The sequence below is a fragment of the Phocaeicola sartorii JCM 17136 = DSM 21941 genome, assembly GCF_054653615.1.
In genome coordinates, this window is the sequence record NZ_BAAIFW010000006.1 from 228703 (window position 1) to 253666 (window position 24964).

The following is a 24964-nucleotide window of genomic DNA, read 5'->3' on the forward strand; positions in this document are numbered from 1 at the left end:
ATAATTGAAATATAATCTCTTAGCCACATAACTAAACATAAATATTATGTAAAAATTACGACTTCAACAAGCGATATCACATAATACAATCAAAAAAATTATTTTTGTATATTTATAGCCCTAACAATTTGAGATGCAACAATTTGTTGCCCAGCATTATCCATATGTACTCCATCTGTTGCATACACATCTAAGATTTTCTGTAATGGATTATAAATGTCAACAAAAACAATTTCTTTTTTTTGAGCTATGGCTTCAAATTCCGGAATCAGTTCAGACAATCTTTGATTTCCACCTTTATATTTTTCTTTAATATTCATTACTCTTAAAGGAGGAGGAGTGACATAAATAATCTTTGGGACAGAATTACCATCCCATTTATAACCTTTAATTTTGGACAATAATAATTCAAAATTAGAAACTATTTCTGTTTGGCGCCCTGAATAGATATGTTTAACATCATTCGTCCCCAAACAAACAATAATATAATCATATTTTTTATTACCAATGAGTTGTTTTGCCTTATCTAAATACGATTCAATATGAGACAACGCATTGAGTTCTGATTTTCCATTATTATCAAAACCAATACACCTGCCAGATTGTGAAAGATTTATAATACAAGATTTTGGCAATAATCCCTTTAACTGATCTGGCCATCCCCCCTCATTTGCCCCATTAGAATCTCCAATTGTTAATATATTATAGCGCAATGAATGAGTTTCTTTATAAGGAATCAAGCTTAAAGCTTGCGGAAGTTGCTCATGCCTACCTTCAAATATCGTCAATTGAATATTTTCATATTTACGAAACAAATATATCGCTCTTCCAAATAATGTCTGATTTTTATCAGCTTTAGGGTTAATACGTTTAGTTACTAAATCCACTATTTCTTTTGCTGAGACTAAATCCGAATCAAAGGCTGCCTTAAACATGATTGTATCCATGTTAGAGGTTCCATACTTCAATTCTCCAACTAATCTATTATACATATTAATGGAATGAGTTATAGGTACAGAACCACTATATCCATCATGTACACCTTCGTAAATGCATAATTGTGCATCTTTTCTTTTAAGAATCGGATAAGTCTGTTTCAGCGGGGAACGGCTAACAGCTTCATCGCTGTTAAGAACTCCATTTACAGATATTGCATTGATAATATCTTTGGCATATTTCTGCTGCCGTCCTACAGATTCCCAATACCAAGCCTCAATATCCGAAATTGGCGCCCAAGCAGAAAAAGACTTAACAGGATAATCAATGTTCATATATGCAGCCAATGTAGCAAAACCTCCTCCTGACACACCAATAATGTGTACATTATCAGGATCTGCATGAGTATTTTTCAATGCAAACCTAATTGCGTCTTCAATATCTGATAAAACAAACTGACTTCCCATAGAATCAAAAGTTCGATTGGGGCCTCTAAAATCCGGATGAATATAATTCCAATCTCTTGCCACTATTTCATCAACAAGAGGATCTCTTTGAGTATAATCACCGCTCCATGTATGAAGACTGACAATAAGAGGCTGAGATACACTTTTTTGACTTCTGTAAATAAAAGCCTTTTGTAAACTTCCGTCCTTACTAGAAGGAATATTTACTTCTTCAAATTTAGAGTTCCAACTATTAGAGGACGTGTCATCCCACATTACATTATTTTGTGCAGAAGCTGTCATGGACAAAATAAAAAACGTGAGTAATACCAACATGTATCTTTTCATATTCAATAATTATTTTATTTATATTATTTTATTCAAACTGCACCAACTATACAGAAACAAATCTGCTATTACTGGACGAAAATGACGAACATACAAAAGATCCTACTATTAGGATACCGCCAATAAAAGGAAATCCAATATTTTACAAATTATTTCTTATTCATTTGAGTTCATATAAAACGAGGATAATACCATTGATTATCAATTACTTAAATTTTAATTCAACATCTTGTCTATTATTTCTATTTTATTATTCATTTTCACGATGAAATTCACAACAATCCTCCAAAGAACCATTAAAAATAGAAAAATACTCAATATAATTTTTCATATATATGAACTTTCTTCAATCAGCATAAAAAACTAATAGGAAAACTCACTTATCAGATGGTATAACCTCCTGCATGTAAATAGCATCTAAACTCCAAAGAGAAACATCATTTGTGCTAAGCCCATCCGATTCATCTAATGGAGCAGGAACTACAGGAGGAAGTAACGTCTTTACCTTTAAAGAACATTTAGATCCTCCTACTCTAGCAAATAGATCATTCCATAATTTCTTTTTCATTACAGCATCATGAGTCTGAAATGCAGCATAGGCTTTCAAACGAGTTCGATAACGATCATCCTTTACCATCTGTGCATATTCCAACCAAGCATTATTCCATTGAGGAAAATCAACCATATCCATTATTTCATTCATTATTTCAAAGCCACCCATTATAGTCATTAAATGATTAGTATTCAACAAATTTTGATCACATTCACTGGTAATTACACCTGTTACCGGATCATACCCTAAAGCAGCAGGTCCTGTACTAATCCGATTAGGAAGAAGCAAAATACTTTTCATTCCTGCCAAAATCTTGTCACGATATTTAAGATTGCCTGTACGTTCCCACTCCGTCATCCAGTTACCTGCATAAGCCAACCAATCTGGTCCTATTCGAATACGAGCTGGAGCGGTACAAGGATATTTACTACGAGGCTGTGCCAAACGCATAGGATCTAATGTATATAACTTCTGATCAGCATCTCTTACTTCAGTCATCAAGTCTCCACACCGTTCGTCAGTAGTCAAATAATAAAAAAAACGATTCCAAGCTGCCTGACTAATACGAGCCTCTTTAGCACCACATCCCCAATGACTCACATTATGCCTGCTTCCTAATCCGGCATTAGGGCCAATATGATAAACATCCACCTCTGAAGTATGCCTAGTCATTGCTTCTGCCATACGCCATATATCAGCACGCCCCGTACGTAAAAAATTGTACCATAGCCACATATTCGAAGCTAACTCCGTATTATCCCAAGCAAAACCTCCTACATCATATCTCCAAGTATGACGATTGTAATCATAAGAATGCATAACATCACCATAATTCCAAAAACCATACCACTTATTTTGCTCAATGGCCTTTTTATAAAAATCAATATATGCATCCAAATATTCCTCTACACAAGTTCGAAACGCAGTACTACGATCAGGAAGGCTCCATATTCCAAAAGCTTTCTGTTTATGCAAATATTCAGGAGTCGGTAACAAAACTCCCATCCCGGTAAGCTCCTTTGTGCAATTGGCAAAATTTTTTCTCCCGGAATATCCTGTTTGAGGAATAAAAGTAAGGGTAGAGGTACGAGATATACCATAAGGAGTACTCATTCCTTCTTGAACATCCTCATAGCTAGCACTCAATGTATGAGACACATTATCGTAATGTCTCAAATCCATCGGTTCCGTCTCAGGACTCCACAACCAAGCAGTAAGAACAGCTGTTTCACTTTTTGTATCTGATATCTCAATAGTCGATGGATATGATTGCCAAAAATCATGTAAACAAATCCCTAAGCCACCTGTTATATCACCAACAAAAGCATATCCCTCACTACGTGATCCCGAAAAAGTTCCGATCCAAGGATTATCATCATTAGCACGTTTACGAATAGAAAAAGCATCAGGCGTAAGCTGAGATAAACGGTAACTATTCCACGAAGCCCAATGATCCAACAATATACGACTTCTTTCATCACACTGTTGAGAGTCAGGAATACGTTTGCCCTCCAACTGTTGAATTTGTAATGACGGATTATTATTAAGTACACGATGATCTGCCAAAGGTTGCACCGCTTCGCTCCATACCCCTCCATCAGCACAAGAAAAAGCTACATGTCGATTATAAAGAGCCTCACGCATAGGAACACTCCAACGAATACCCAATGCAGATATAAAATCTCGACCTTGATCACCATCATAAATAAAGCTGTGCACCATTTTCACCTGTTCACTACCAGCATAAAAATAAAGTCGAACAACAAATGGCAGCCATTCCCTACCAGTTTTACCCTTGTGCACCCCCTCCAGTTTTATCAAAGTACGCACATTACCCACACGTTCCACTTCTGCAGATTTTAGTTCCCCCTGATAATCTACAAAAGAAATTGACGACATATTTTCAAGTTTAGGACAGCTTTGAGTAGTACATATCAAACGTAATTTTTCTCCAACTTTCACATTCTTATACAGCAAACTATCTATTAAGTACTTTCCTTTACGTGAAATATAAACGGAAATAAGCCCCGTCTCAATCCGTATGTTTTCAGTTGTTTCTTGCACTGTAACAAATGCCATGTCCGGTTTCTCTTCAGAGCCCAATTTATCTTCTTTCCTTATTTTTTCAACAACCATATTTTTCATTCCGGCAGGAATTACACCAGCTATACCACTCCATTTTATAGAACCATCAGGCCAGTATGCTAAAGGCCATGTATCAATCGGAATTTTTTCATTATCAGTAGAGGTCAACTGTAAAATGTCTTCCGAATACACTTCTCCTTTCCCGAAAGGGACACCAAAACTCACCGGTCTACTCATTTGAGGTGTATCTCCGATCCAATGTAACGGAACAGTCATTCCTTCATCATTATGAATGCCACTATCTATATTCTGTTCTCTTCTTGCTTCTTTCAACCAACCATCCAATACTACTTCACCTGACGCTTCAACAGTTGTAAAAACAAGGAACAACAAATAAATATAAAAATCACATTTTCTCATATTCCTTCCTTTGCTTATTAACTTGTTATTTTTCAGTAAAAATACAAACAAACACAGACATCCCCTATAATCAATACCAAATATCAAAACAAGACTCATTATTTATATAAAGAACATCCACAACAAAAACTTTAACCATTATAGTTCGCCACAACAATATTACTCTTTAAAAAGATAACGACTATCTATCACAGACAATCGTTATCGCATATATTGCTCACCTTAGTCTAACTTAATACCTTAAAAATTTATTTAAGCGGATATCTTGGATCCGATATGTTATCCGGATTTTGCTCTAATGCAGGATTAGAGTCCAAAGACGTTTGAGGAATCTTCCATAAAAATGTTTTTTGGGGCACAAACTGTAATTTTTGGCAATTAAAATACCCATTCTCATACATATAGGTTTTATATTCATAAACGTTTTTCCCCAAACGATCTGTGCGTAATTCGTCAAAATATAAATAACCTTCACCAACCAATTCCCATGTACGTTCCTGATAGATTGCATCATCAAACTCCTCTTTTGAGAGTCCCGGTGTTACAGGAACAGACAAGGAACGCTGATGTACTTTATTTAACTTCTCATACGCATCGGATGTAGGACCATTCAGATAATTTTCCACTTCAGCATAATTCAATAATACATCAGAATAACGGATCGCAATTAAATTCGCTTTCGAACCTCCTGTTTCATAGCAAGACTTAGTCCGATCATAAAATTTCATATTTCCTGGAGCAGATGACGGCCATTTACCTTCGCCTTTACCTGAAAAACCTTTATATTCAGGTTCAAAATAACGACGGGTATCTGTACCAGTTATGGTATATTCTGTTAGAAAACATTGCTTACGCACGTCATCGTCTTGATAAGAAAGATAGTCCTTATGTGAAATTGCCGAACGATGATACATTTTACCTCCTAAACTTTCATCTGTAACGTTTATCCCAAAATTACAATGTAACGCACTCACTTGAGTAGGACCAAATTGAACTTCCAACAAAGATTCTTTTGTATTTTTGGAAGCCTCCTCTACAAACCAATACCACAAAGATTTATAATCAGACAAAAGTTCATATTCACCGGAATTGATTACATCGCTTAATTGTTTCTTGGCTTCTTGGAAATAAGTCGTATTGTAATTATCCATACAACCTCTAGTCAAATACACATCGCCCAGCAACGCTTGAGCAGCTCCTTTACTTGCTTTATAATAAGAGCTACTTCCCCACTGTGAGCGCGTCGGTAAATTCGCAATACAATATTCCAAATCTTGAATAATATAATCATACGTATCATCTACTGTCTTGCGAGGAATTTCAAGGCCATTCAGTCCTGAAGTATAAGATTCCGGAATAGCAAGTCCCCCATAAAGACGAAGCAGAACAAACATGGTATATGCACGGAAGAAACGAGCCTGTCCGTAAACCTGGTTTCTTTTTTCATCGGACATATTCACTCCATCACCACGTCCAAGCACCACATTACATCGGTTAATCATCTCATATCCGCTATCCCATATCTGAATGTTATAGGTAGTAGCTTGATTCACTCCTTGCCAACAATTGAATGATATAACCCCATCCTTAGAAGCATGGGCCGGCATAGCATGTTCTGTCACAAGTTCCAAGATCATCAGAGTCTTATAATTACTGGCAAATTTACGAAAATCGGCATAAACTGAATTCAAAGCACTTTCCAGTTCTTCTTCCGATTTATAATAATTACCCGGATCAACAAAAGTATAAGGTGATTCAGTCAACCCCGTACAACCGGAAAACAGAGTAACAATCACAAACAGAGCAGCAATAACAGACCACCTACCCACAAGCAACGTTTTTTTACGTAAATATATTGATTTCATATTCATTTATTATTATTGATTAAAACTTCGCATTAACTCCAATATTCACAATCTTCACCCATGGATATTTAATATCACCATTTTCCGGATTATAGCCACGCTGGTTAGAAAAAGTGATGAAGTTCTGAAAATTCACTGTCGCACTCAAACTTTTGATACCTTTAATTCCTTTGATAGGATTCTTTCCAAAATCATAACTTAAGGCTATACTTTTTACTACGAAATAGTTCCATCCAGAATTTATACGATCGCTTTCATGAATATTAGAAGCTCCCGGTGCAGGATAGGTTCCTGATGGGTTGGATTCACTCCACATTCGCTCATAAGCATACAACGAAGGCATACAAATCACACTAGAATTTATCTGATTCTCTGCTATTTGTAAATAAGAAGTGCCACCAACAAAATCATGAGCACCATTTCCTAATATATTCAAACTGAACTTTTTGTATTGTACATTCAAACCTACACCATAAATAAGTTTAGGATCTGTAGTACCTATATTTACCTGATCTTTTGCCGTTATCTGATTATCACCATCCAAATCCTTATACATTTCATCCCCTAATTTGGCCGTACCTTCAATTTTCCGATATTCGTTCAACTGTTCTTCTGTACGAATAATACCATCAGAAAGAAGAGCATAACGGGAATTAAGAGATTCTCCGACTTTTAAATAACGGCTAAGACCTAATCCGGAACTAAGTGTTATAGATTCCACATCATTATAAAGTTCCTTCACTTTATTAATATTACGACTGAGATTAACAGTAGCATCTATCTTTAAATCATTTGTATTAATAATATTTCCTGTGATTGAAAATTCATATCCCTTATTCAATACAGAACCGACATTACTCAGCATAGAAGAAAATCCGGAAGTGGAAGGAATGGGAACTTGATAAAGCAAATCGGAAGTTTTACGGTAGTAATAATCCGCAGTAATGTGCAAACAATTCCATAAGGATAAATCAACACCAATATCAAACTGATTGGCACGTTCCCACTTCAAGTCCGGGTTACCTATACTTTCATAATATCCTTGAAGTTCTCCATTATTATAAATATAATTATCCGCATTCAATTGTGCCAATGATTTATAATTTCCTATCTCCTGATTACCTGTTACACCGAAACTGGTACGTATTTTCAAGTTAGTAATATATTTATTATCAACCAAAAAATTTTCCTGACTCGCACGCCAAGCCAAACCGACTGACGGAAAAAATCCCCATTTGTTATTTGCCCCAAAGCGCGAAGATCCATCGTATCTAGCAGTTGCCGTCAAAAGATATCTGTCATTATAAGCATAAGATACACGGCCAGTCCATGAAACCAATGAATTTTGGTATTTGTCACTGCCATAATCTACCGTTTCTCTATTCGCCTGAGAGATATCCCATGCCCCGGTTTCATCATTAGCAAATCCTTTTCCATCAATAGAAAGATTTTCATAAATATAATTTTGCCATGAATAAACCCCTGTCGCTGTAAGACGATGTTTTCCCCAGGTATTGGTATAAGTAAGAATATTTTCAGTTATCCGGCTTATCTTCTTAGAATACCCATTTCCACCTTCTCCAGTTCCTGTAGATAAAGTATAATCCGAAGTTATATAATTATAATCTCTAGTATTAGCTATATCAAGCCCAAAATTTGTTTTGAAAGTCAATCCTTTAGCCAACTGAAATTCAGCATAAACATCACCAAACAAACGACTTACACTAGATTCCTTTTTCACTTCATTGTAATAATTAACCGCATTCCATTTAATACCACTATCAAAATAACTGGATATGGCTGGATTATCATTAGGTATTGCATAGCTTCCATCCTCCCGATAAACCGGTAATGTAGGCCAACCATAACGCCATAACTCCGTCAATGCCCCCTCATAATTAGTAGTTGTCGCAAGCCCTCCCTCTGAATAAGTATACTGCAAATGTGTTCCCAATTTTATGAAATTATTAAACTTATGCTGCAAATTAGTACGAAAAGTGTACTTATTATAATCATAGTTAGACAACAAACCATCTTGAAGATAAACTCCACCGGACATCATATACTGTGTATCACCCGAAGTACCATTCAAAGAAATACTATAGTCTTGCACAGGACTACTACTCTTAATGGTTTCCCTCTGCCAATCTGTATGTATATTAGGAGCAGGATTTTCATCATTATATATCGTAATCCCTTTAGAATTCATGTAAGCGGAATTAATAAAGTCCACAAACTGTTCATGATTCATTGTTTCCACCAATCTACCCGGCATCTGAAAACCATAATTAGCATTAAACGTAAGTGACTTAGAGTCTTTAGCACCTGTTTTGGTAGTAATCATAATAACACCATTTGAACCACGGGAACCATAAATAGCTGTAGCAGAAGCATCTTTCAGGACCTCCATTGAAGCAATATCATTCGCATTAATTTCATTCAATGAACCATTCATCAAAGGAAAACCGTCAACTACATACAAGGGATCATTTCCTGCACTGATAGAACCATTACCACGAATCCGCAAGGTAGGTGACTTGCCGGGACGACTATCCGTCACAACCGAAACACCTGTCACCCTTCCCTGTAAGGCTTGAACAGGATTATTCGCCGTTACAGAAGTAATATCCTCCGATTTCACTGACATGACAGAACCTGTTAAATCAGTTTTTTTCTGTGTACCATAACCCACCACAACAACTTCATCCAATGTTTCAGTATCTTCAACCATAGTTACTTTGAGTGTCACCTTTCCTGCAATCGGAAGATTCTGCTCTTTATATCCTATATAGGTAATAGTAATAATCCCTTTTTCAGGAACATTGGATAGAGTAAATTTCCCATCAAAATCAGTAATAGTACCATTCGAAGTTCCTTTAACCAATACACTGGCACCAATTACAGCCTCACCTGCCTTATCCACTACAATACCCGATATCGTCTTGTTCTGTGCAAATCCGGTAACGGTAGTCATTAAAAAAAAGACTAATAAAAATACCATTCTAAAAGACACTTCATCATAAGCGCCTCTTTGTTTCCTGTTGTTTTTCATTATTAACAAATTAAAGTTTTGTAATCTATATCATTTAGCATGCTTTTATTTAACCGGCTTCAGATATCTTTGCCATGTACAAAAGTATAAAGCCACTCCCTTCCCTACAATGCTGAATTTACCTATATACAGAGACAATTTATGGACTTTTTGCTTCATTCATGGAAAATCTTCCACCCATCCAAAAAATAATCTAGCGAACTGCCTTCAACATAATACTGAACTCGCCAACAAACGGCTTTCCTGTATCCGTACGAAGTTGGGGAACCGATTCTTCAGCACGGCGTCCTTTCTCCGGACGACCGAACACTCCTGATAAAATATAAGTTCTTTCCGGGCACATTGCGTCATTCTCCATATAACCGGAGTTTGAAACATGTATGGTTCCTTCAGCTCCGGCACGTTCCATCCAACGCATCGCTTTTATTCCCGTCACATCCGGACTTCCCGCTGTTCCTCCCCATACGCCCAATATGGGAGCAGTTTGCTTATTAGGATAAGCATCATACGGGCCCAATCCCAGCCAATGTACCTGATCAAGTCCGGATACAGACTGCATGGACATACCAACAATAGGCAACCAAGGTACAGCCACTTTAGTAAGAATCTGATAATAAACGTTCAAGCGTCCATCCACTCCTATTGAATAACGATAAGTCACTGTAAAATGATTCTCCTGATCCACCCTATAATCCACAGTAGTACGGATAACCGCATTGGTCGGTGTCTTCTCCACCTTCCATGCTGTTACAGATGACGTATAATGAGTAAGATCGACAGCCTTACGAAGATTTTCCTTACCAAATCCGGAAGTCTCACCTTGATTTAATTTACGCCAGATAGCCGGATACAAGTCTTTTATCAACTGCTTTCCCTTTAGCTCCGCAGACACCAATTGTCCATTCTTCGGACTAAACACATAGCGGATATCACCAGCATCAATGGTAACCTTGTCCGTTTCAGTAACCAAAAGTTCACGACAAACAGGAACAGACACCGGTTGTTCTGTCTGAGGACAAAGTTCAACAGCCCTACGAGTAATCTCTGTTCCTTTTTCATCTGTAAATACAAACCACACATAATACGTTTTTCCCGGACGAACAGTCACTAGTTTTTCTACCGGCAATTTAAAGTCCGACACTGTATGGGGATAGCCATACATGGAATCAGTGCCCGAATATAATACATTCTCATCTTCCCGTACAGACCAAGCCATTTTTACAGAACTAAGATTCGTAAAATCAAAATCATTCTGGATAGGAATACGTACCGAATCCTGACCGGGCACAAATGAAATTTTGTCCACAACAGGGTAAACCGGAGCATAGACGGCCTTCGTCTCCCAATAGTCACGAGTGAAATTACGATAAGAATCCACAATACCATCCCAACCGGCTGTATTAATTCTTAAGTATTCATCTTCACTCAAATCTTTCTCTTTCTTTCGGACAGGAGTCTTAACCCCTTGATCCGCCCACATCCATACAGCTGCCCCGGCTCCGGCAGGATGTTTTGTCAATGCCTTCCAACGTGCTTCCAACCCTCCAAACGCATCATTGCCATAAGCATGTGTGTATTCAGTCGAAATAACAGGACGTCCGGAATGTCCGGCAAGCCGGTCATATTCCTGCGGATTCCAGTAATGAGGAGCAAGAATATCCACTTCTTTAGGGAGCCATTCTTCAGGACGCCAAGGCAACAGTACCGGACGAGTGGGATCAAGTGCCTTGACCAATTTTACAGAAACCATGTGCAGAGAGGTCAAAGGATCTTCGTTACCTATTGACCAATAAATAATAGACGGTTTGTTTATATCCCGGACAATCGTTTCATACGAACGTTGCAGAACCGCCCCTGAGAATGAAGGATCATACATCAAGTTTCCGGCTCCTCCTAGCGTCACTTCATTGCCCACGTACATTCCCATTGAATCACATAGTTCAATAAACCCTTCGGCAGGTGTGTAATGCGAGAGACGAAGATAATTGATATTGGCAGCCTTCATCAGCGTAAGATCCTCCAACCACTGCTTACGGGTAGTGGCACGACCTACATCCGGATGTTCATCATGCCTGTTCACCCCACGAAGTTTAACTGCCTGTCCGTTAATTCTGAAAACTCCTCCATCAGTGGAGATCTGACGGAAGCCGACACGTTCCATACGTGTATGTGTTACTGCCTCTTTTTCTAAAAGTTCCACTTTCAGACTATACAAATAAGGAGTTTCGGCAGTCCACTGGTGCGGAGCCTCAACCGGCAGGCTCAGACAAATCTCCCGATCCGTCGAAACGTGGGCAGGTACAGTCATTTGTCTTTGCGCCACCTCTTTGCCTTCTTTGTCGGTAAGTGTGAAACATAGCTTATAAGGCTCGCCGGGGCTAGGATAGTTTCCGGGCAATGTATTCTTATGCTTATCACTGATCATCACCCGTATGTCCAGATTCGCATCTTGAAACAAATGGTCAAAAGTTGTCTGCACCACCACATCATCAATCCATCGTTTAGCCGGCATAGCCTCCAAAGTTACATCTCTGTAAATACCTCCCCAAGTCCAGTCATCACAAACATCAAACTTATACTCACGGGTGATCTGCCTTACCCTGACAGCCAGTTTGTTAGGTTCATCCACTTTCAGTTTATTCGTCACATCAAAAGCAAAAGAAGTATATCCGCAATCATGACGCCCCAGTTCGTTCCCGTTGAGCCAAACTTCGGCCGATGACCATACCCCACCGAAATGTAACAAGATACGTTTGTCTTTCCAATCCTGAGGAATTGTAAACTCCCGCACATAAAATCCCTCACCGGCTTGATTATCCTTGAATCCTCGATAAACCGGTTCTTCATATCCCAACAAGGCCCAATTGGATGGAACAGGAGTTGACTTAAATTTGCTTTTAGCAAAATCAGGCGTATAAAACCTTTCCAAACGGTCCGCCTCCTTTTGATTGGCGGCAAATGCGAACTGCCATGTACCGCTTAAATTAATCTGTTCCTGAGCCAGCACCCCCAAGCTGCCCAATGACAGAAACGATGAAATAAAAATAGTACGTAAATTCATAAAGTATAATATTTTAGTGTTTTGTTTATGATCTGCCAATTAAAGTTCCGCAATTTATTCCATGCAAAAGTAGAGGGGGATTCCATATTACACAATAGCTATTCTATTGACATACAAACATAAAGCATGGAGATTTTTCCTTTAATATGGAAAAATCTCCATGCTCTTTAAAATCAGGCAAACCAGCCAATGAAAAGTAAGCTATCTTCATAGGCCAAGTAAGTTAAGTTACTTCGGCATTTAAGTTGACTTACTTGGGCTAGTTAGTTAAGTTACTTTTCTTTTCATAGACACCTACCCTTTTCTCAAAGCCTTATCCGCCCCTACATCGACACCTTTCCATGCCTTCAGGTTAGTCCATTCACTATAAGGCTCAGTCCAGAAAGGATGATTCGCCGGAAGTCCCAATGGCAAAAAGGCCGCTGTACACAAATACAGACTCCCTGTATTTATATAAGGTTCGGACATATTTATCTGGCTTCCTGCAAAGCCAATTTTCAGCCACCCGTTTTCATCAAAAGTACCGGGCATGGATATCTGCCTCTGCATAACAGCTGTCAGGGCAGAACGGATCTGTCCCTTGGAAAGAGGCTGAGGAAGCTTGTCCAACAAAGCAATATGAGAAAGCGCATGAAAAGCGCCAAAACGATACACAATAGAACGGCCCACTACAGGATAAGTGGCTTCCGGAGAGATCATCCGTTCAAGCTGGGCAGCCATTCGTTGTTGACGAACCAATTGGCGTTCCAAGAACTCGGCACGTTCCAATCCATGCTTTTTCATGACAGACAATACATCCGTCAACATCGGATGGATGACCAGACTGTTATAGTAATCCAGATGCAATTCTGCCCCGTCTCCATACCAGGCATCTCCTTTATACCACTCATCAATGAAACGGTTTACACCATAATATAATCTCTGAGTATCATATTCCCCCGTAAATTCCAACAAGGCCGCTTCTACCATCGAAGCGAAAAGCAACCAATTACTCTCATTAGGCTTTATGCCACGCGTCCTTTTCAACTCATACACCAGTTTTTTTTGAGTATCCGCATCCAGATTTCCCCAAAGTTGTCCGGGAGCCCTCAACAAACCTTGTACAAGAAAAGCCGCATCTACCAAAGGCTGGGAATGACGGTTATCGAACATCAAATAATCAGCTGATTGCGGATCGACGGCCTGTTTCAGTCCTTTAACCACCAGTTGAATATACCTTTCTCTTAACTTTCCTTCCTGAGTGTCATCCGGTCCCAGTTCCAACCAAGGAGCAATACCGCAAACGGTTCTTCCTACCGCTTCCAGATAGGAAACACTTCTACGTAAAGGTTCATCGGACAGTGACTCAAATGGCATATTCTTTTTCAATGTGCCCTGACTGAGATTGACCAACACAGGATCAGCGATTTTTGTTAAAGTCTGCACCCAGTACATACGGTCCTCGCTACCTGTAGGCTGGGCATATAGTTTTCCACACAGGATCATAAAACAAAAAGCGATTAACAAACAATTCCTAGTTCTCATTCTGTAGTTTTTTTAAACGTAACAAAGCCTCGACATAATAATAATCTGCATAAGACAGGGGAACATCTACTTCCGAATTCTTATTATAATTTCCCACACTATGCTTCAAGATAAAACCTCCGTTAGTCCCCGGCTTGGCAAGGTACTCCGGAGAGGACAAAGAACGAATCTGCATTTCTGCCAGTTCCAGCCAATCCGCTCCTTCCTTACTTTTATCCAGCTGGCTCAGTTCAATAAGCCCCGATGCCATAACAGCAGCTGCAGATGCATCCCGGGGAGCGGCAGGAATATCCGGTGCATCAAAATCCCAATAAGGTATTTTATCGTCCGGCAAATGGGGATGATTCTTTATATAAGAAGCTACCTTCCGAGCTTGTTCCAAATATTCGGCCTTTCCGGTCTCCCTGTACATCATGGTATAGCCATACAGTGCCCATGCCTGTCCTCTTGCCCATGCCGAACGGTCGGCATAGCCCTGATGAGTACCTTTAAAATGCGGTTGCCCGGAGAGCGTATCGTATGAAACTACATGATAACAACTATAATCATCTCTGAAATGATGTCGAAGAGTGGTCTGTGCATGACTGTCAGCCATATTCATCAAACGTTTTTCCCCCGTTGTCTTAGCAAGATAAGACAAAAATTCCAGATTCATCATATTGTCAATAATGACGGGAAATTGCCATTTCTCACTTGAATTCCACGATTTGATAGCTTTTACCCGCTCATCATAACGAGTTGCCAAAGATTCTGCTCCCATAGTCATCACCTCTAAATAATAAGGATTCTTTGTCAACCGATATCCGTTTCCGAAGCTACAGTATAACATAAACCCTAAATCATGGGTGGTGGTCATATCCTTGGCAGGCTCCACCCGTTCTGTATATAGTTCCGCATATCTTTTCAGTTCATCCGTAGGCGTATTCTCATACAAATACCATAACACTCCCGGGAAAAAGCCGGAAATCCATGCCCGGTAATCGGATGTTTTCAGTTCACCACCCTCATAAGTCCGTGGAAGCCTTCCTTCCTGATTTTCCACTTCCTTCGCTAAAAAGACAGCTTGCCGTTTGGAAACCTCCAGCCCTCTTTCTATTACTTCAGCCATAGGCTCCCTTGTTTCACATGAAACGAGAAAAAGCCCCCAAACAGCTATCAACCCTATGAATATGTTTTTCATAAAAAGATATTTTATAATTGATGTAAATATAGACGTATTTCCTTAATTTCTGAAATTATTGATTCAAAGTTTCTAAAAATTCCACCTCAACTATCCGAAGTTCATTGTTTACCTTCTTGCCCCCCTCAGCTTTGAAAAGATCAAGCTCTCCGGCCTTGGGTTCCACGACTTCTATGATTTGGCCGAATGCATCGGAATCCTGAGTAGCCCCTTTCAAACGGATGGTTATCTCATCAGAACGTACCGGACGGTCAATTATCAAATGAACATACCCCAGACTTTTCTCCGTGTTCCCACTCCAGATCAAGTGTTCTCCGGCATATACTTCAAGCGGATAAGAACGCTGCCTCCATCCGGTCAGTTTGATACAGATATCATCTATTTCCGCACGCCTTTCCAATTTATATGTAATCCAGGCGGTGTTCAACCTGCCATCATTTTTCCACTCGCTCAATTCGTTGTCATCAAAACTTTTCCCTGCATCCCCTTGATTGGTTCCGGCTGTAACGTCAGTCACTCTGACATCGACTTTGGTCACTTTATAAGAGGGCGAGGCCGGCGTTTCACCACGGTCAAAACGGCTAGGCAACCCAATGGCGGGGAAAAAAGTGCTTAAGCCATTTTTAACTTCTACCGGCTGCGTACTGAAAGCTATTTCTTCTGAAGCCAACCCCTCTGCAGCCACCTTCAGCACCACATTTCCCGGTTGCGTTGTCGAGCGGATCATCACTCGTGTTATACCACATTCCACAGGAAGTTCTTTTGCCAACACATAATTATCTGCCGCCTGTGCTATTCCTCCTCTCCATTCAGCCGGGCCTTGCAAATCAAATTTTATCTTATGATTGGCTAACGGACATCGTTCTCCATTGCCATCCACCACTTCCACCTGCACCATCGCTATATCAGCGCCGTCGGCAAAGACGCCTTGCGGACCATGCATCAAGGTCAGTTTTAACCGTTCAGGCTCTCCAACGGTTTGAAGAGAATGACGGCTCAACTCTTTATGCTGTTCATCGTAAGATATGGCTTCAATCATCCCTTTCTCCCATTGCACAGAATCAAAAGTAAACAAGAACCGATAATCCTGTCTGCCGAAACCTTTGGATTTCCCGTTTACAAATAGTTCCACTGCCTCTCCCGATGAAACCACATAAACAGGTTTTCTCACCTCCGGAGTATAATTCCAATGACCAATAATATGAGTATGACAGTTTTCCACATCCACCCATCCGTCCCACATTACCTTGTGTGCAAAGAAGCCATCCTTAGGGATTCTCAACGGATCCACCACACCGCTCCGGCGATAATTCTCGGCACCACGTCCATAAGTCTGCGTATCGGAAAACACAATCTTCGCACCTCCTGAATTGACACGCCGACCTGTTCCGGGACGCTCACGCCACAAATCATACCAACGTCGGACAAACTCCACAGTCAGCCTGTCCTGATTCTGATTATATGCTCCGGCATCCTGTCCTTTATGCAAAGGGCCATCTCCCTGTTTATGAAACGGATAACTGTATTCATCCCAATATTTACGCAGCCCCTCATCACGACAATATTCAGTCTGAATCATAGGATGATGTTCACTTTTATTCACATAAAGCATTTCACCACCATATTCAGCCTCACGAATATCCAACATCTCCCGGGAACCTATCGCCCTTCCTCCATGCGGATCGTACTGGTCCCGTATGGCAATCATCTCAATCATGTGCTCACGGCTGATTGATTCATTTCCCGATTCATAAAATAAAATACTTGGATTATTGCGCATATAAATAATGACATCCCTCATCAGTTCTTTCCGTTGTTCCCAACGTCTGCCGGTCGCATCTCTTTCCGCATCTCCTGCAGGCAACATCTGTATCACCCCCACACGGTCACAAGATTCCACATCCTGTTTCCAAGGAGTAACATGCATCCACCGAAAAAGATTGGCATTATGCTCAATCATCAATCCGTTAGAGTAGTCACTCATCCAAGGCGGTACAGACATTCCTACTCCCGGCCATTCATTACTGGACCGTTGCGCGTATCCCTTCAACTGCAACACGCGGTCATTGAGCCACACCTTTCCTTCTCCGAAGCGAGTCTTGCGGAAACCCGTTCTGGTAACAACTTCATCCACCGGACGACCATTTACCAACAAGGTGGTCTTCACATCATATAAATAACCGTACCCCCAACTCCAAAAATGAAGATCTTTTAACGGTGCAGAAGCTTTCAATACAACCGTTTCTCCAGACTGCACTGTCGTCGGTTGTCCCCGAAATGTACTGACCCTTTTTCCATCATAATCATAAATGCTCACCTCATAATCCACATGAACGGACTTGCCATACTCATTCCGCACCTGTGACTCCGCATGGACAACCGCCTCACGGGCCTTTACCTTTATATCGGATGCATAGATGTAAGTCCCTGTAGTCTGTAAATTACTGTATAAAGGCAAGGTCTGATATAATTTATCAGTAATGTGCAACCATACATTTTTAGGTACTCCCCCATAATTGGCATTGAAATTTCTGTCATTCCACTGAAACAAACTTCCAGTCGAACGCTCCTTATATCTCCAGTCATTGTCTGTTCGGAGAGCAATCACATTCTCTCCACCAAAATTCAGAAACGGAGTCAGATCAAAGCCTACCGCCATCACCCCATTTTCATGCAATCCTATATGCTTGCCGTTCAAATAGAAATCCGCCGCCTGCCGTACTCCCTCAAACTCAATAAAGACCTTCTTTCCTTTTGCCGTCTTAGGAAGCCTGAAATGTTTTCTATACCAGGCTATAGTATCCGTCATTCCCCATATATGTACTTTAAAAGCCTCATCTTCATTAAAAGCCCGGGGCAAAGTAATTTTTTTCCAGTTTTCATCGGAGAAATCCGCTCTTTCCGCCTCCGGCGTATCTCCGATATAGAGCAACCACCCGGGGTTAAAATTATATTTCTCACGGTTATTGCTCTGTCCGGATACGGGAAAAAGCAAAAGCATACATAATAAAATAAGTAAATTCTGTCTGTTCATGGTATTATTCATTTGATTTATCAACAGCAAATGTAGAAAATCCACCTTGATACAAACCGCTTCCACGTTTCAAGATGTGAAACAAATGTTGCAAGATACGATGACAGAGCCTCTTACAAGCTTATTTATATTGTGTAGGCAACACCCCAAACAGCTTCTTGAATGATTTTGTGAAATAACTAGGTGTATTAAAACCAACCTTATCAGCTATCTCAGCAATGGTAAGCCCTCCCTCTTTCAATAATTCGGCAGCTTTACGAAGACGTACATTCTTCACAAAATCAGAAGGCGAGCTTCCGGTGATAGATGTAATCTTACGGTAAAGAGTAGCACGGCTCATGCACATATCCCTACTTAAATCTTCTATGGAATATTCAGGATTACTAAGGTTCTTCTCAACCATATCCAATGCCTTCTTTATTAATTGCTCATCAGATGCTGAAATAGAATTCGCTTCTACTTTTCCTTCTTCCGGCAATGGATCTATCTCATGCCTTTGCTCCGGATTTTGTTCCAGTGGCAGAACAGTCTGTGCAACAATGGGCTTCCGTAATTTCATATACATCCGGCCCAATCCCCAAACAACCGATAAAACAACAAGTATATAAAACAAATACGCCCAACCTGTTTCATACCAAGCAGGCAGACACTGGATCATAACCGTCAATGTACTCTTACTCCACAGCCCGTTTTCATCTGTAGCACGGACTTCCAGTTCAAATTCCCCCTTTGACAAATCAGACAAGCCGATACTATTTTTCCCTGCCGGCAAGGCCACCCAATTATCGTTTCTTTGTTTATAACGATAAGCATATCTTACCTTATTCGTATTCAAATAATCAAAAGTAGAAAAAAACAATTCCACATTTCTTTCATGAGGAGACAGACTTATTTTCTTTTGATTATCCACCCCGATTTCAGAAGTGTTATTCATTTCGACGGATGTCAAACGCACCATTGGCTCACGTATCCTCCTCTTTTTTTCATTATAGTGAGGAAAAGTCACAATACCACCTCGTCCACCCACACTCATTTCTCCCCGAGGACCTTTATACAATGACTGGAAATCTTCCAGATTTATCCAAGAATCAGCACAAGACATCATAGTAAAGATATGTGTTCCGGGATGATAGACCATCACCCGCTGTGATGTAAGAATCCAAAGATTCCCATCATCATCCGACTTTATATCCAAAACAGCATCCCCTGTCAATCCACAATCTTTTGTCCGGGAAATAAAATCATTCGTATCCGGAGAATAACCATACACATTACCCTGTTTAGTACCCACCCAAAGATTGTTGTCCGAAGCGACAGTCAATACTGAATAATTTTCTCCTGTATCCTTTATTTGTAACCGGCTTTCTCCGGAAATTCTCCACAACCCTCTACTTTCAGTTGCAAAATAAACAACTCCTTCATTAGACGAAACGATAGCATTTATAAAACTAACATCATCACAAACTGTAGTTAATCGGCCATCCTCCAAGCTATACCGGAATAAATGGTAAGTAGTCCCTATCCAAAGATTCCCACGACGGTCATCATGCAAAGCACGGATACGCTCACCTTGCTTGATCGGTATGATACATACGATGGATTCAAAAAGCCGGTCCTCCTTATACCGAATTAAAATCACCGAATGATCCCTTACCATATAGAGTCCCTCTCTATCCGATGGTCTCTCAAAGAAAAAAGAAAGCTCCCTGTCATTCTCAACAACAGATATACGCTCTCTCTGGGGATCATAAGCATACAGTCCCAATTTCTTTTGCCTGATCCAATAATAATTTTTCTCTTGAGAAAACTGCATAGGAGACGCGATTACCCCCAGATTTTGCTTTACCCCTTCCATAGACAAAGGAAGCACTTCATTGGGTAGAAAAGAAATAATGAAAGAAGAAGGATAATAACCTGTCACCCATAAATTTCCGGATTGATCGGAAAGAATCTTTGTGAGGATTTTCCTGTCAGCTGATAATAAACGGGAGAGATCTACCTTATCCAAGGATGCATCGGCCGTTATTTTATAGGCATATAAGTTATCGGCGGCAGTCACCCACAAATATCCCTTAACAGAATCTTGTATGATATGATGAAGCTTTCGGGTACCGGAGTCAGAAGACGCATTATCCACTGTTTGCAATCTAAACATTTTGTCCACGCCCTGTGCCTTGGGGTCAAAACGTACCATACCTTTTCCCCAAGTAGTAACCCAATAATACGGGGTGTTATGATCTTCCGTCATGCTTGTGGGATACTCATCATAAGGCCAAGGATATGAAATAAAAGAGTCCTTTACCTTATCATAGCAAAAAAGCCCACCTTTTGCTTGAGTTACCCAAACTTTCTTTTTCTTATCCTCATAAATAGAATTGACGGTATTCTCCTGTCCTTTCCATTTAAGAATGTATTTTCCAGTTCTTTTCCCTAACGCATTGTATCGAAACAGGTGTCTGTTAGTCGAAATCCAGATCGTACCATCAGACGTCGCTGTCATTGTAGTTATAGTCCAACCCTTTATCGTTTCATCAGCAAGCGCTCTTATCTCATAATCTGTTTTTGACAAAATATAGACGCCACGCTTCGTTCCAAACCATATTTTCCCTTCACCGTCTTCAGTAATACACGTCACACTGTTGTTTTCCAAGACTCCCGGGTTCTTGAAATCAGAACGGAATACTTTCACCGTATATCCATCATCACGGCACAAGCCTCCCCCTTCAGTGCCATACCACATATATCCTTCCGAATCCTGGAAGATACAAAGCAATTCTTTGGTCGGCAACTGTTCCGAATTAGGAAGGTTTCTTACTATCATATCAAATGCTTTGACCGGAACGGCATTTATCCGCACAGTCAATAACAAAATAATGATTGGTAATACGATCCTTCCTATGTTTTTCATATCCTTCACGCAAGTACTCCTGTTAAAAAACAAACGAATACAAAGCTAGGAAGAAATTCAAGAACTTGCAACTTGTCGGTTTAATTAAGTATATTAAGAATGACTTAAAAAAGAAGAATATTAAAATCCAATTATTTTGATACTACTTTAATCCCATCCGGAGCTTTAACTGTAGAAACAACATTTCCACCATCCTTTTTCACATGTTTGACATATATCACCCCTAAGGGAGTAGGATAAGTACCTTCCGCCCATTCCAAATCACCTAAATGAGGATTAACACGGATCATTTTGCAACCGGCATCCAGCACCTCGATTCCCAAAACATGCCGTGTCATCCAAGGAGTAGGTCCCGAAGCCCATCCATGACAGAAACTATGTCTGAATCCCGGATAACAATAGTCTCCGAAATCACCATGAATATCATCCTTCCCCTCAGGTACAAAATCATCCAGCCGTGCGGCATTACGACTCCAATCCAAATTAAAATCCTCCCAGAAAGTAGTGGCGCCCAAGTCAAGCATCCCTCCCCAATACTGACGGATGATATCCAGCGCCTGTTGATATTCGCCGGCCTTTGCCAATGCCTGCAACATATAATAGCCATAAAAAGTGGAGAAATCCTTTGCCCCTCCGACCGAAATTATTTCATCACATGCCCTCTCCGGCTCCATCAGCCCGGCAACAGCCATTAAAGCAGCCGCCTGTTTCAAACGGTTGGGCTGCTTAATCTGTTTTTTAAGCCGTCCGGCAATCGCATTGCATTTTGCCGCATGTCCTTTTTCGCCAAGCAAGTCACACAATTTCGCACCGTCATCCAGCGCCCAACAAAGCAAGGCGCGATATCCAGCTTCCACTCCTGCTTCATTGGGTGTAGACGGCCAGTCCAAAAAACGTGATTTAGCCAGACTTTCATTCCCTTCCTCATCCACACAGCTATCTATACAGTCTATCAGTCCGGTAATATAATCACGATGTTTCCGCAGGTAATCCAAATTCCCATTATGCATATACCATTCATATTGAATAATCAGATACCACATGGAATATGCACTCATCCCGTTCAGCCATTGCGGTAGCGGAAACTGCTCACACGCCAGATCGATGCTTTTATCCACCACCTCATTATACCCGAATACAGCCATGATGGTAGACACCTCAGGATGCATGTCACCTAACCAGACCACACGGTCCCGCTTGATGCCATCCCACAGATATTCCTGCATATTCAGATGAACCGTATATGCTCCCGTCATCCAGATATCATTCAGCCGCGGATCACTGCAACGGAAAGAACCCAAATAAGGAATATTCCGGTAACGCATGACGGCAGGAGCCTCCTTCAGGCGAATCACCGCATCCGAACCCAGCAAATCAATACGGACAAAACGAAATCCGGTATTGCCTATTTCTATCTGCCCGTCACTGGGAACCTTCATCGTGATATCACGCATTGCATGGTCATTGGTGGAATATCCTTTTCTACGTCTGCCGCCATCGTGCTCGCTGCAAGCTTCACTGACCGACTCACCGAAACGGACACGGACCAATTGGGTTCCCCAAGGCCTGGCCGCCCCCAGCACCAATTTCAGCCCTCCATGCAGTTCACGCCCGTAGTCCAGCAGAATGGAGGCTGTATCCCGCCCACAAGTGTACATGGAACACATATTCCTTTTCCCCAGTTCCGGCTGTCCATTACCAGAGAGCAACAACACCTCCTTGTTCTGAACCAAAGAATCATGACTCACCCACATTATCCTCTTGGGAGGAATATAAAGGCGTGAGAGTTCATCCGGACGGGTATCAAGACTATCCTTCCCAAAAACGGGAGGGATATAAATTTGGGCGCTGACAGTTCCAACAAGCAACGCCCCCAACAGCGCCAGCACCATTTTTATTTTTATCATATACATTCCTTATTTCTTCATTTCTTTCAATGTAAAACAATCAACATCCGGTGCCCAGCCAAAACGATTCCCCATACGGATATTATTATATCCGGAATTAAGAACAATCGTACAACTAGCCTCCCGTAGCTCATCCTCACCTCCGGAATTCAGTCCCTCCATTTCATATTCCATACCGTTCACCCATATCTCCAACTTACGGTTTACAGGAGAACAATAACGGACAGTCATCTCATACTCTCCTCCTTTCCCACTATAAACTTCTCTCCATTCGGCATAGTTCTCCCTGCTGCCTCCCAGATGGTGTACTTTCATACCTCCTGAACATTCCGGTGAAGCGGCATACAATATTTGTTTAGGATTTTTGCCCAAATCATCAAAACAAGGAAGATAGGCCCATTCCGCCTCATACCGGTCAGGTTCCAGACGCTCTTCCGCCTCCATCCTGCAAATCAGCACACCATGGGGCTGCACCGTATAACGGCATTCGCCCTCCACACTTTCCATATCCTCGCATCTTACCAAATCCCGTACCTTTGTCATCCCTCCCAGTTCCAGCACACGCAACGGAGTACGAAACTCATAAGCACTGTCCGAGGCGTTATAAAAAGCCACGGCACGGACTTTGCCCCGTTTCCGTTCGATATCTTTCACCAAAACATAACCATCCTTTTCACGTTGTACCACATAAGCCTGAAGTCCCAAGGGGTCCTGGTTCAATGCGATCAGTTCCTTATTTTTCAACAAAGCCAGAGAGCTTTCGGGGATTGTCGTCATGTCACATCCGACAAGGAGAGGGGAACTCATCATACACCACATTCCAAAATGCACCTCTTCCTCCGCCTGTGTCAACCCTCTGCCCACTTCCAGCATATCCATGTCATTATAATGTCCCTCACCGGCATAAGCGGAAAGATAAAGATTCTTCTCTATGATATGTTTTACCGAACTCCAACGAGGACGGATATCCGAACTGATACGCCAGGAACGTGCCATATCCTTCGCCCAAGTACCGGGGAAAGCCCAACGACAGATATTAATGGAAACATCCGTACGTCCTGTATTCCTGATAGCCTCGCAAATAGTGGCATAACGTTTCTCTTCTTCAAGTCCCAACTCCTTGGCACCACAATAATCTATCTTGATGAAATCATAATTCCACTCTTTCAGATAAAGATCCATGTCCTGTTGCTCATGTCCATAAAGGCCGGAACCTACTCCGTTAGCGTCATCATCATAGATGGAGCCGCAAGTGTTATCCCCCGCGTCTGAATAAATACCTGCTTTCAATCCCAATGAATGGATATAATCCGATACAGGCTTCATCCCGTTGGGGAAACGCTCGGAATGTGCATGCATTTTTCCGGTTTCATCCCTGTATCCGAAAAAGCCGTCATCCACATTAATATATAGGTAACCCACATCTTTCAATCCAGTGGTTACCAAAGCATCCGCCTGCTTCTTTATCAGGTCTTCGTTGATATTTACATGATAGGTATTCCAAGAACTCCATCCCATGAGGGGAGGCAGAAAGGCTCCGGTTGCTACTGTATCTTCGTCGTGAGCTATTGTGCAGGCACTGGCTGCAAAGAGAAGGGCCAAAAGCCCTCCGACTACAAAATATTTCTTCATAAGAATCTTTTTA

11 protein-coding genes are annotated in these 24964 nt (G+C 41.0%); all 11 read right to left on the minus strand.

Annotated elements, in window-relative coordinates; genetic code table 11:
• Nucleotides 1–98: 98 nt before the first annotated feature.
• Nucleotides 99–1730 carry an SGNH/GDSL hydrolase family protein gene (locus tag ACYQ0C_RS18045; protein WP_016277750.1) on the minus strand — a complete coding sequence of 544 codons (1632 nt, stop codon included), beginning with the start codon at nucleotides 1728–1730 and terminating at the stop codon, nucleotides 99–101.
• Between the two features lie 376 nt (nucleotides 1731–2106).
• A complete protein-coding gene (locus ACYQ0C_RS18050; RefSeq protein ID WP_025076890.1) occupies nucleotides 2107–4788 on the minus strand; it encodes an exo-rhamnogalacturonan lyase family protein in 2682 nt (893 codons plus the stop codon).
• A gap of 248 nt (nucleotides 4789–5036) precedes the next feature.
• Nucleotides 5037–6653: a RagB/SusD family nutrient uptake outer membrane protein gene (locus tag ACYQ0C_RS18055; protein ID WP_016277752.1), complete on the minus strand. Its 1617-nt coding sequence runs from the start codon at nucleotides 6651–6653 to the stop codon at nucleotides 5037–5039.
• Between the two features lie 19 nt (nucleotides 6654–6672).
• Entirely contained in the window at nucleotides 6673–9705 is a 3033-nt protein-coding gene (locus ACYQ0C_RS18060) for a SusC/RagA family TonB-linked outer membrane protein (protein WP_016277753.1), read from the minus strand.
• 193 nt (nucleotides 9706–9898) lie between these two features.
• A complete protein-coding gene (locus tag ACYQ0C_RS18065; protein WP_016277754.1) occupies nucleotides 9899–12766 on the minus strand; it encodes a glycoside hydrolase family 2 in 2868 nt (955 codons plus the stop codon).
• A 294-nt stretch (nucleotides 12767–13060) separates the two neighbouring features.
• Nucleotides 13061–14290, minus strand: coding sequence for a DUF2264 domain-containing protein (locus ACYQ0C_RS18070; protein ID WP_016277756.1), 1230 nt, complete (start codon nucleotides 14288–14290; stop codon nucleotides 13061–13063).
• Nucleotides 14280–15470: a glycoside hydrolase family 88 protein gene (locus ACYQ0C_RS18075; protein ID WP_016277757.1), complete on the minus strand. Its 1191-nt coding sequence runs from the start codon at nucleotides 15468–15470 to the stop codon at nucleotides 14280–14282. The genes ACYQ0C_RS18070 and ACYQ0C_RS18075 overlap by 11 nt, the downstream gene beginning before the upstream one ends.
• A gap of 55 nt (nucleotides 15471–15525) precedes the next feature.
• Nucleotides 15526–18504, minus strand: coding sequence for a glycoside hydrolase family 2 protein (locus ACYQ0C_RS18080; protein ID WP_016277758.1), 2979 nt, complete (start codon nucleotides 18502–18504; stop codon nucleotides 15526–15528).
• Between the two features lie 121 nt (nucleotides 18505–18625).
• Nucleotides 18626–21412, minus strand: a complete 2787-nt coding sequence (locus ACYQ0C_RS18085; protein ID WP_175271096.1) for a two-component regulator propeller domain-containing protein — start codon at nucleotides 21410–21412, stop codon at nucleotides 18626–18628.
• A 131-nt stretch (nucleotides 21413–21543) separates the two neighbouring features.
• On the minus strand, nucleotides 21544–23304 hold the full coding sequence (locus ACYQ0C_RS18090; RefSeq protein WP_016277760.1) for an alpha-L-rhamnosidase-related protein: 1761 nt from the start codon (nucleotides 23302–23304) through the stop codon (nucleotides 21544–21546).
• A gap of 24 nt (nucleotides 23305–23328) precedes the next feature.
• Complete coding sequence (locus tag ACYQ0C_RS18095) at nucleotides 23329–24951, minus strand: alpha-galactosidase (protein ID WP_016277761.1); 1623 nt, start codon at nucleotides 24949–24951, stop codon at nucleotides 23329–23331.
• Nucleotides 24952–24964: the final 13 nt, after the last annotated feature.

Coding starts and splice junctions, on each gene's coding strand:
- ACYQ0C_RS18045 (WP_016277750.1), bottom strand. CDS start 1,730: ATGAAAAGATACATGTTGGTATTACTCACGTTTTTTATTTTGTCCATG.
- ACYQ0C_RS18050 (WP_025076890.1), bottom strand. CDS start 4,788: ATGAGAAAATGTGATTTTTATATTTATTTGTTGTTCCTTGTTTTTACA.
- ACYQ0C_RS18055 (WP_016277752.1), bottom strand. CDS start 6,653: ATGAAATCAATATATTTACGTAAAAAAACGTTGCTTGTGGGTAGGTGG.
- ACYQ0C_RS18060 (WP_016277753.1), bottom strand. CDS start 9,705: ATGAAAAACAACAGGAAACAAAGAGGCGCTTATGATGAAGTGTCTTTT.
- ACYQ0C_RS18065 (WP_016277754.1), bottom strand. CDS start 12,766: ATGAATTTACGTACTATTTTTATTTCATCGTTTCTGTCATTGGGCAGC.
- ACYQ0C_RS18070 (WP_016277756.1), bottom strand. CDS start 14,290: ATGAGAACTAGGAATTGTTTGTTAATCGCTTTTTGTTTTATGATCCTG.
- ACYQ0C_RS18075 (WP_016277757.1), bottom strand. CDS start 15,470: ATGAAAAACATATTCATAGGGTTGATAGCTGTTTGGGGGCTTTTTCTC.
- ACYQ0C_RS18080 (WP_016277758.1), bottom strand. CDS start 18,504: ATGAACAGACAGAATTTACTTATTTTATTATGTATGCTTTTGCTTTTT.
- ACYQ0C_RS18085 (WP_175271096.1), bottom strand. CDS start 21,412: ATGAAAAACATAGGAAGGATCGTATTACCAATCATTATTTTGTTATTG.
- ACYQ0C_RS18090 (WP_016277760.1), bottom strand. CDS start 23,304: ATGGTGCTGGCGCTGTTGGGGGCGTTGCTTGTTGGAACTGTCAGCGCC.
- ACYQ0C_RS18095 (WP_016277761.1), bottom strand. CDS start 24,951: ATGAAGAAATATTTTGTAGTCGGAGGGCTTTTGGCCCTTCTCTTTGCA.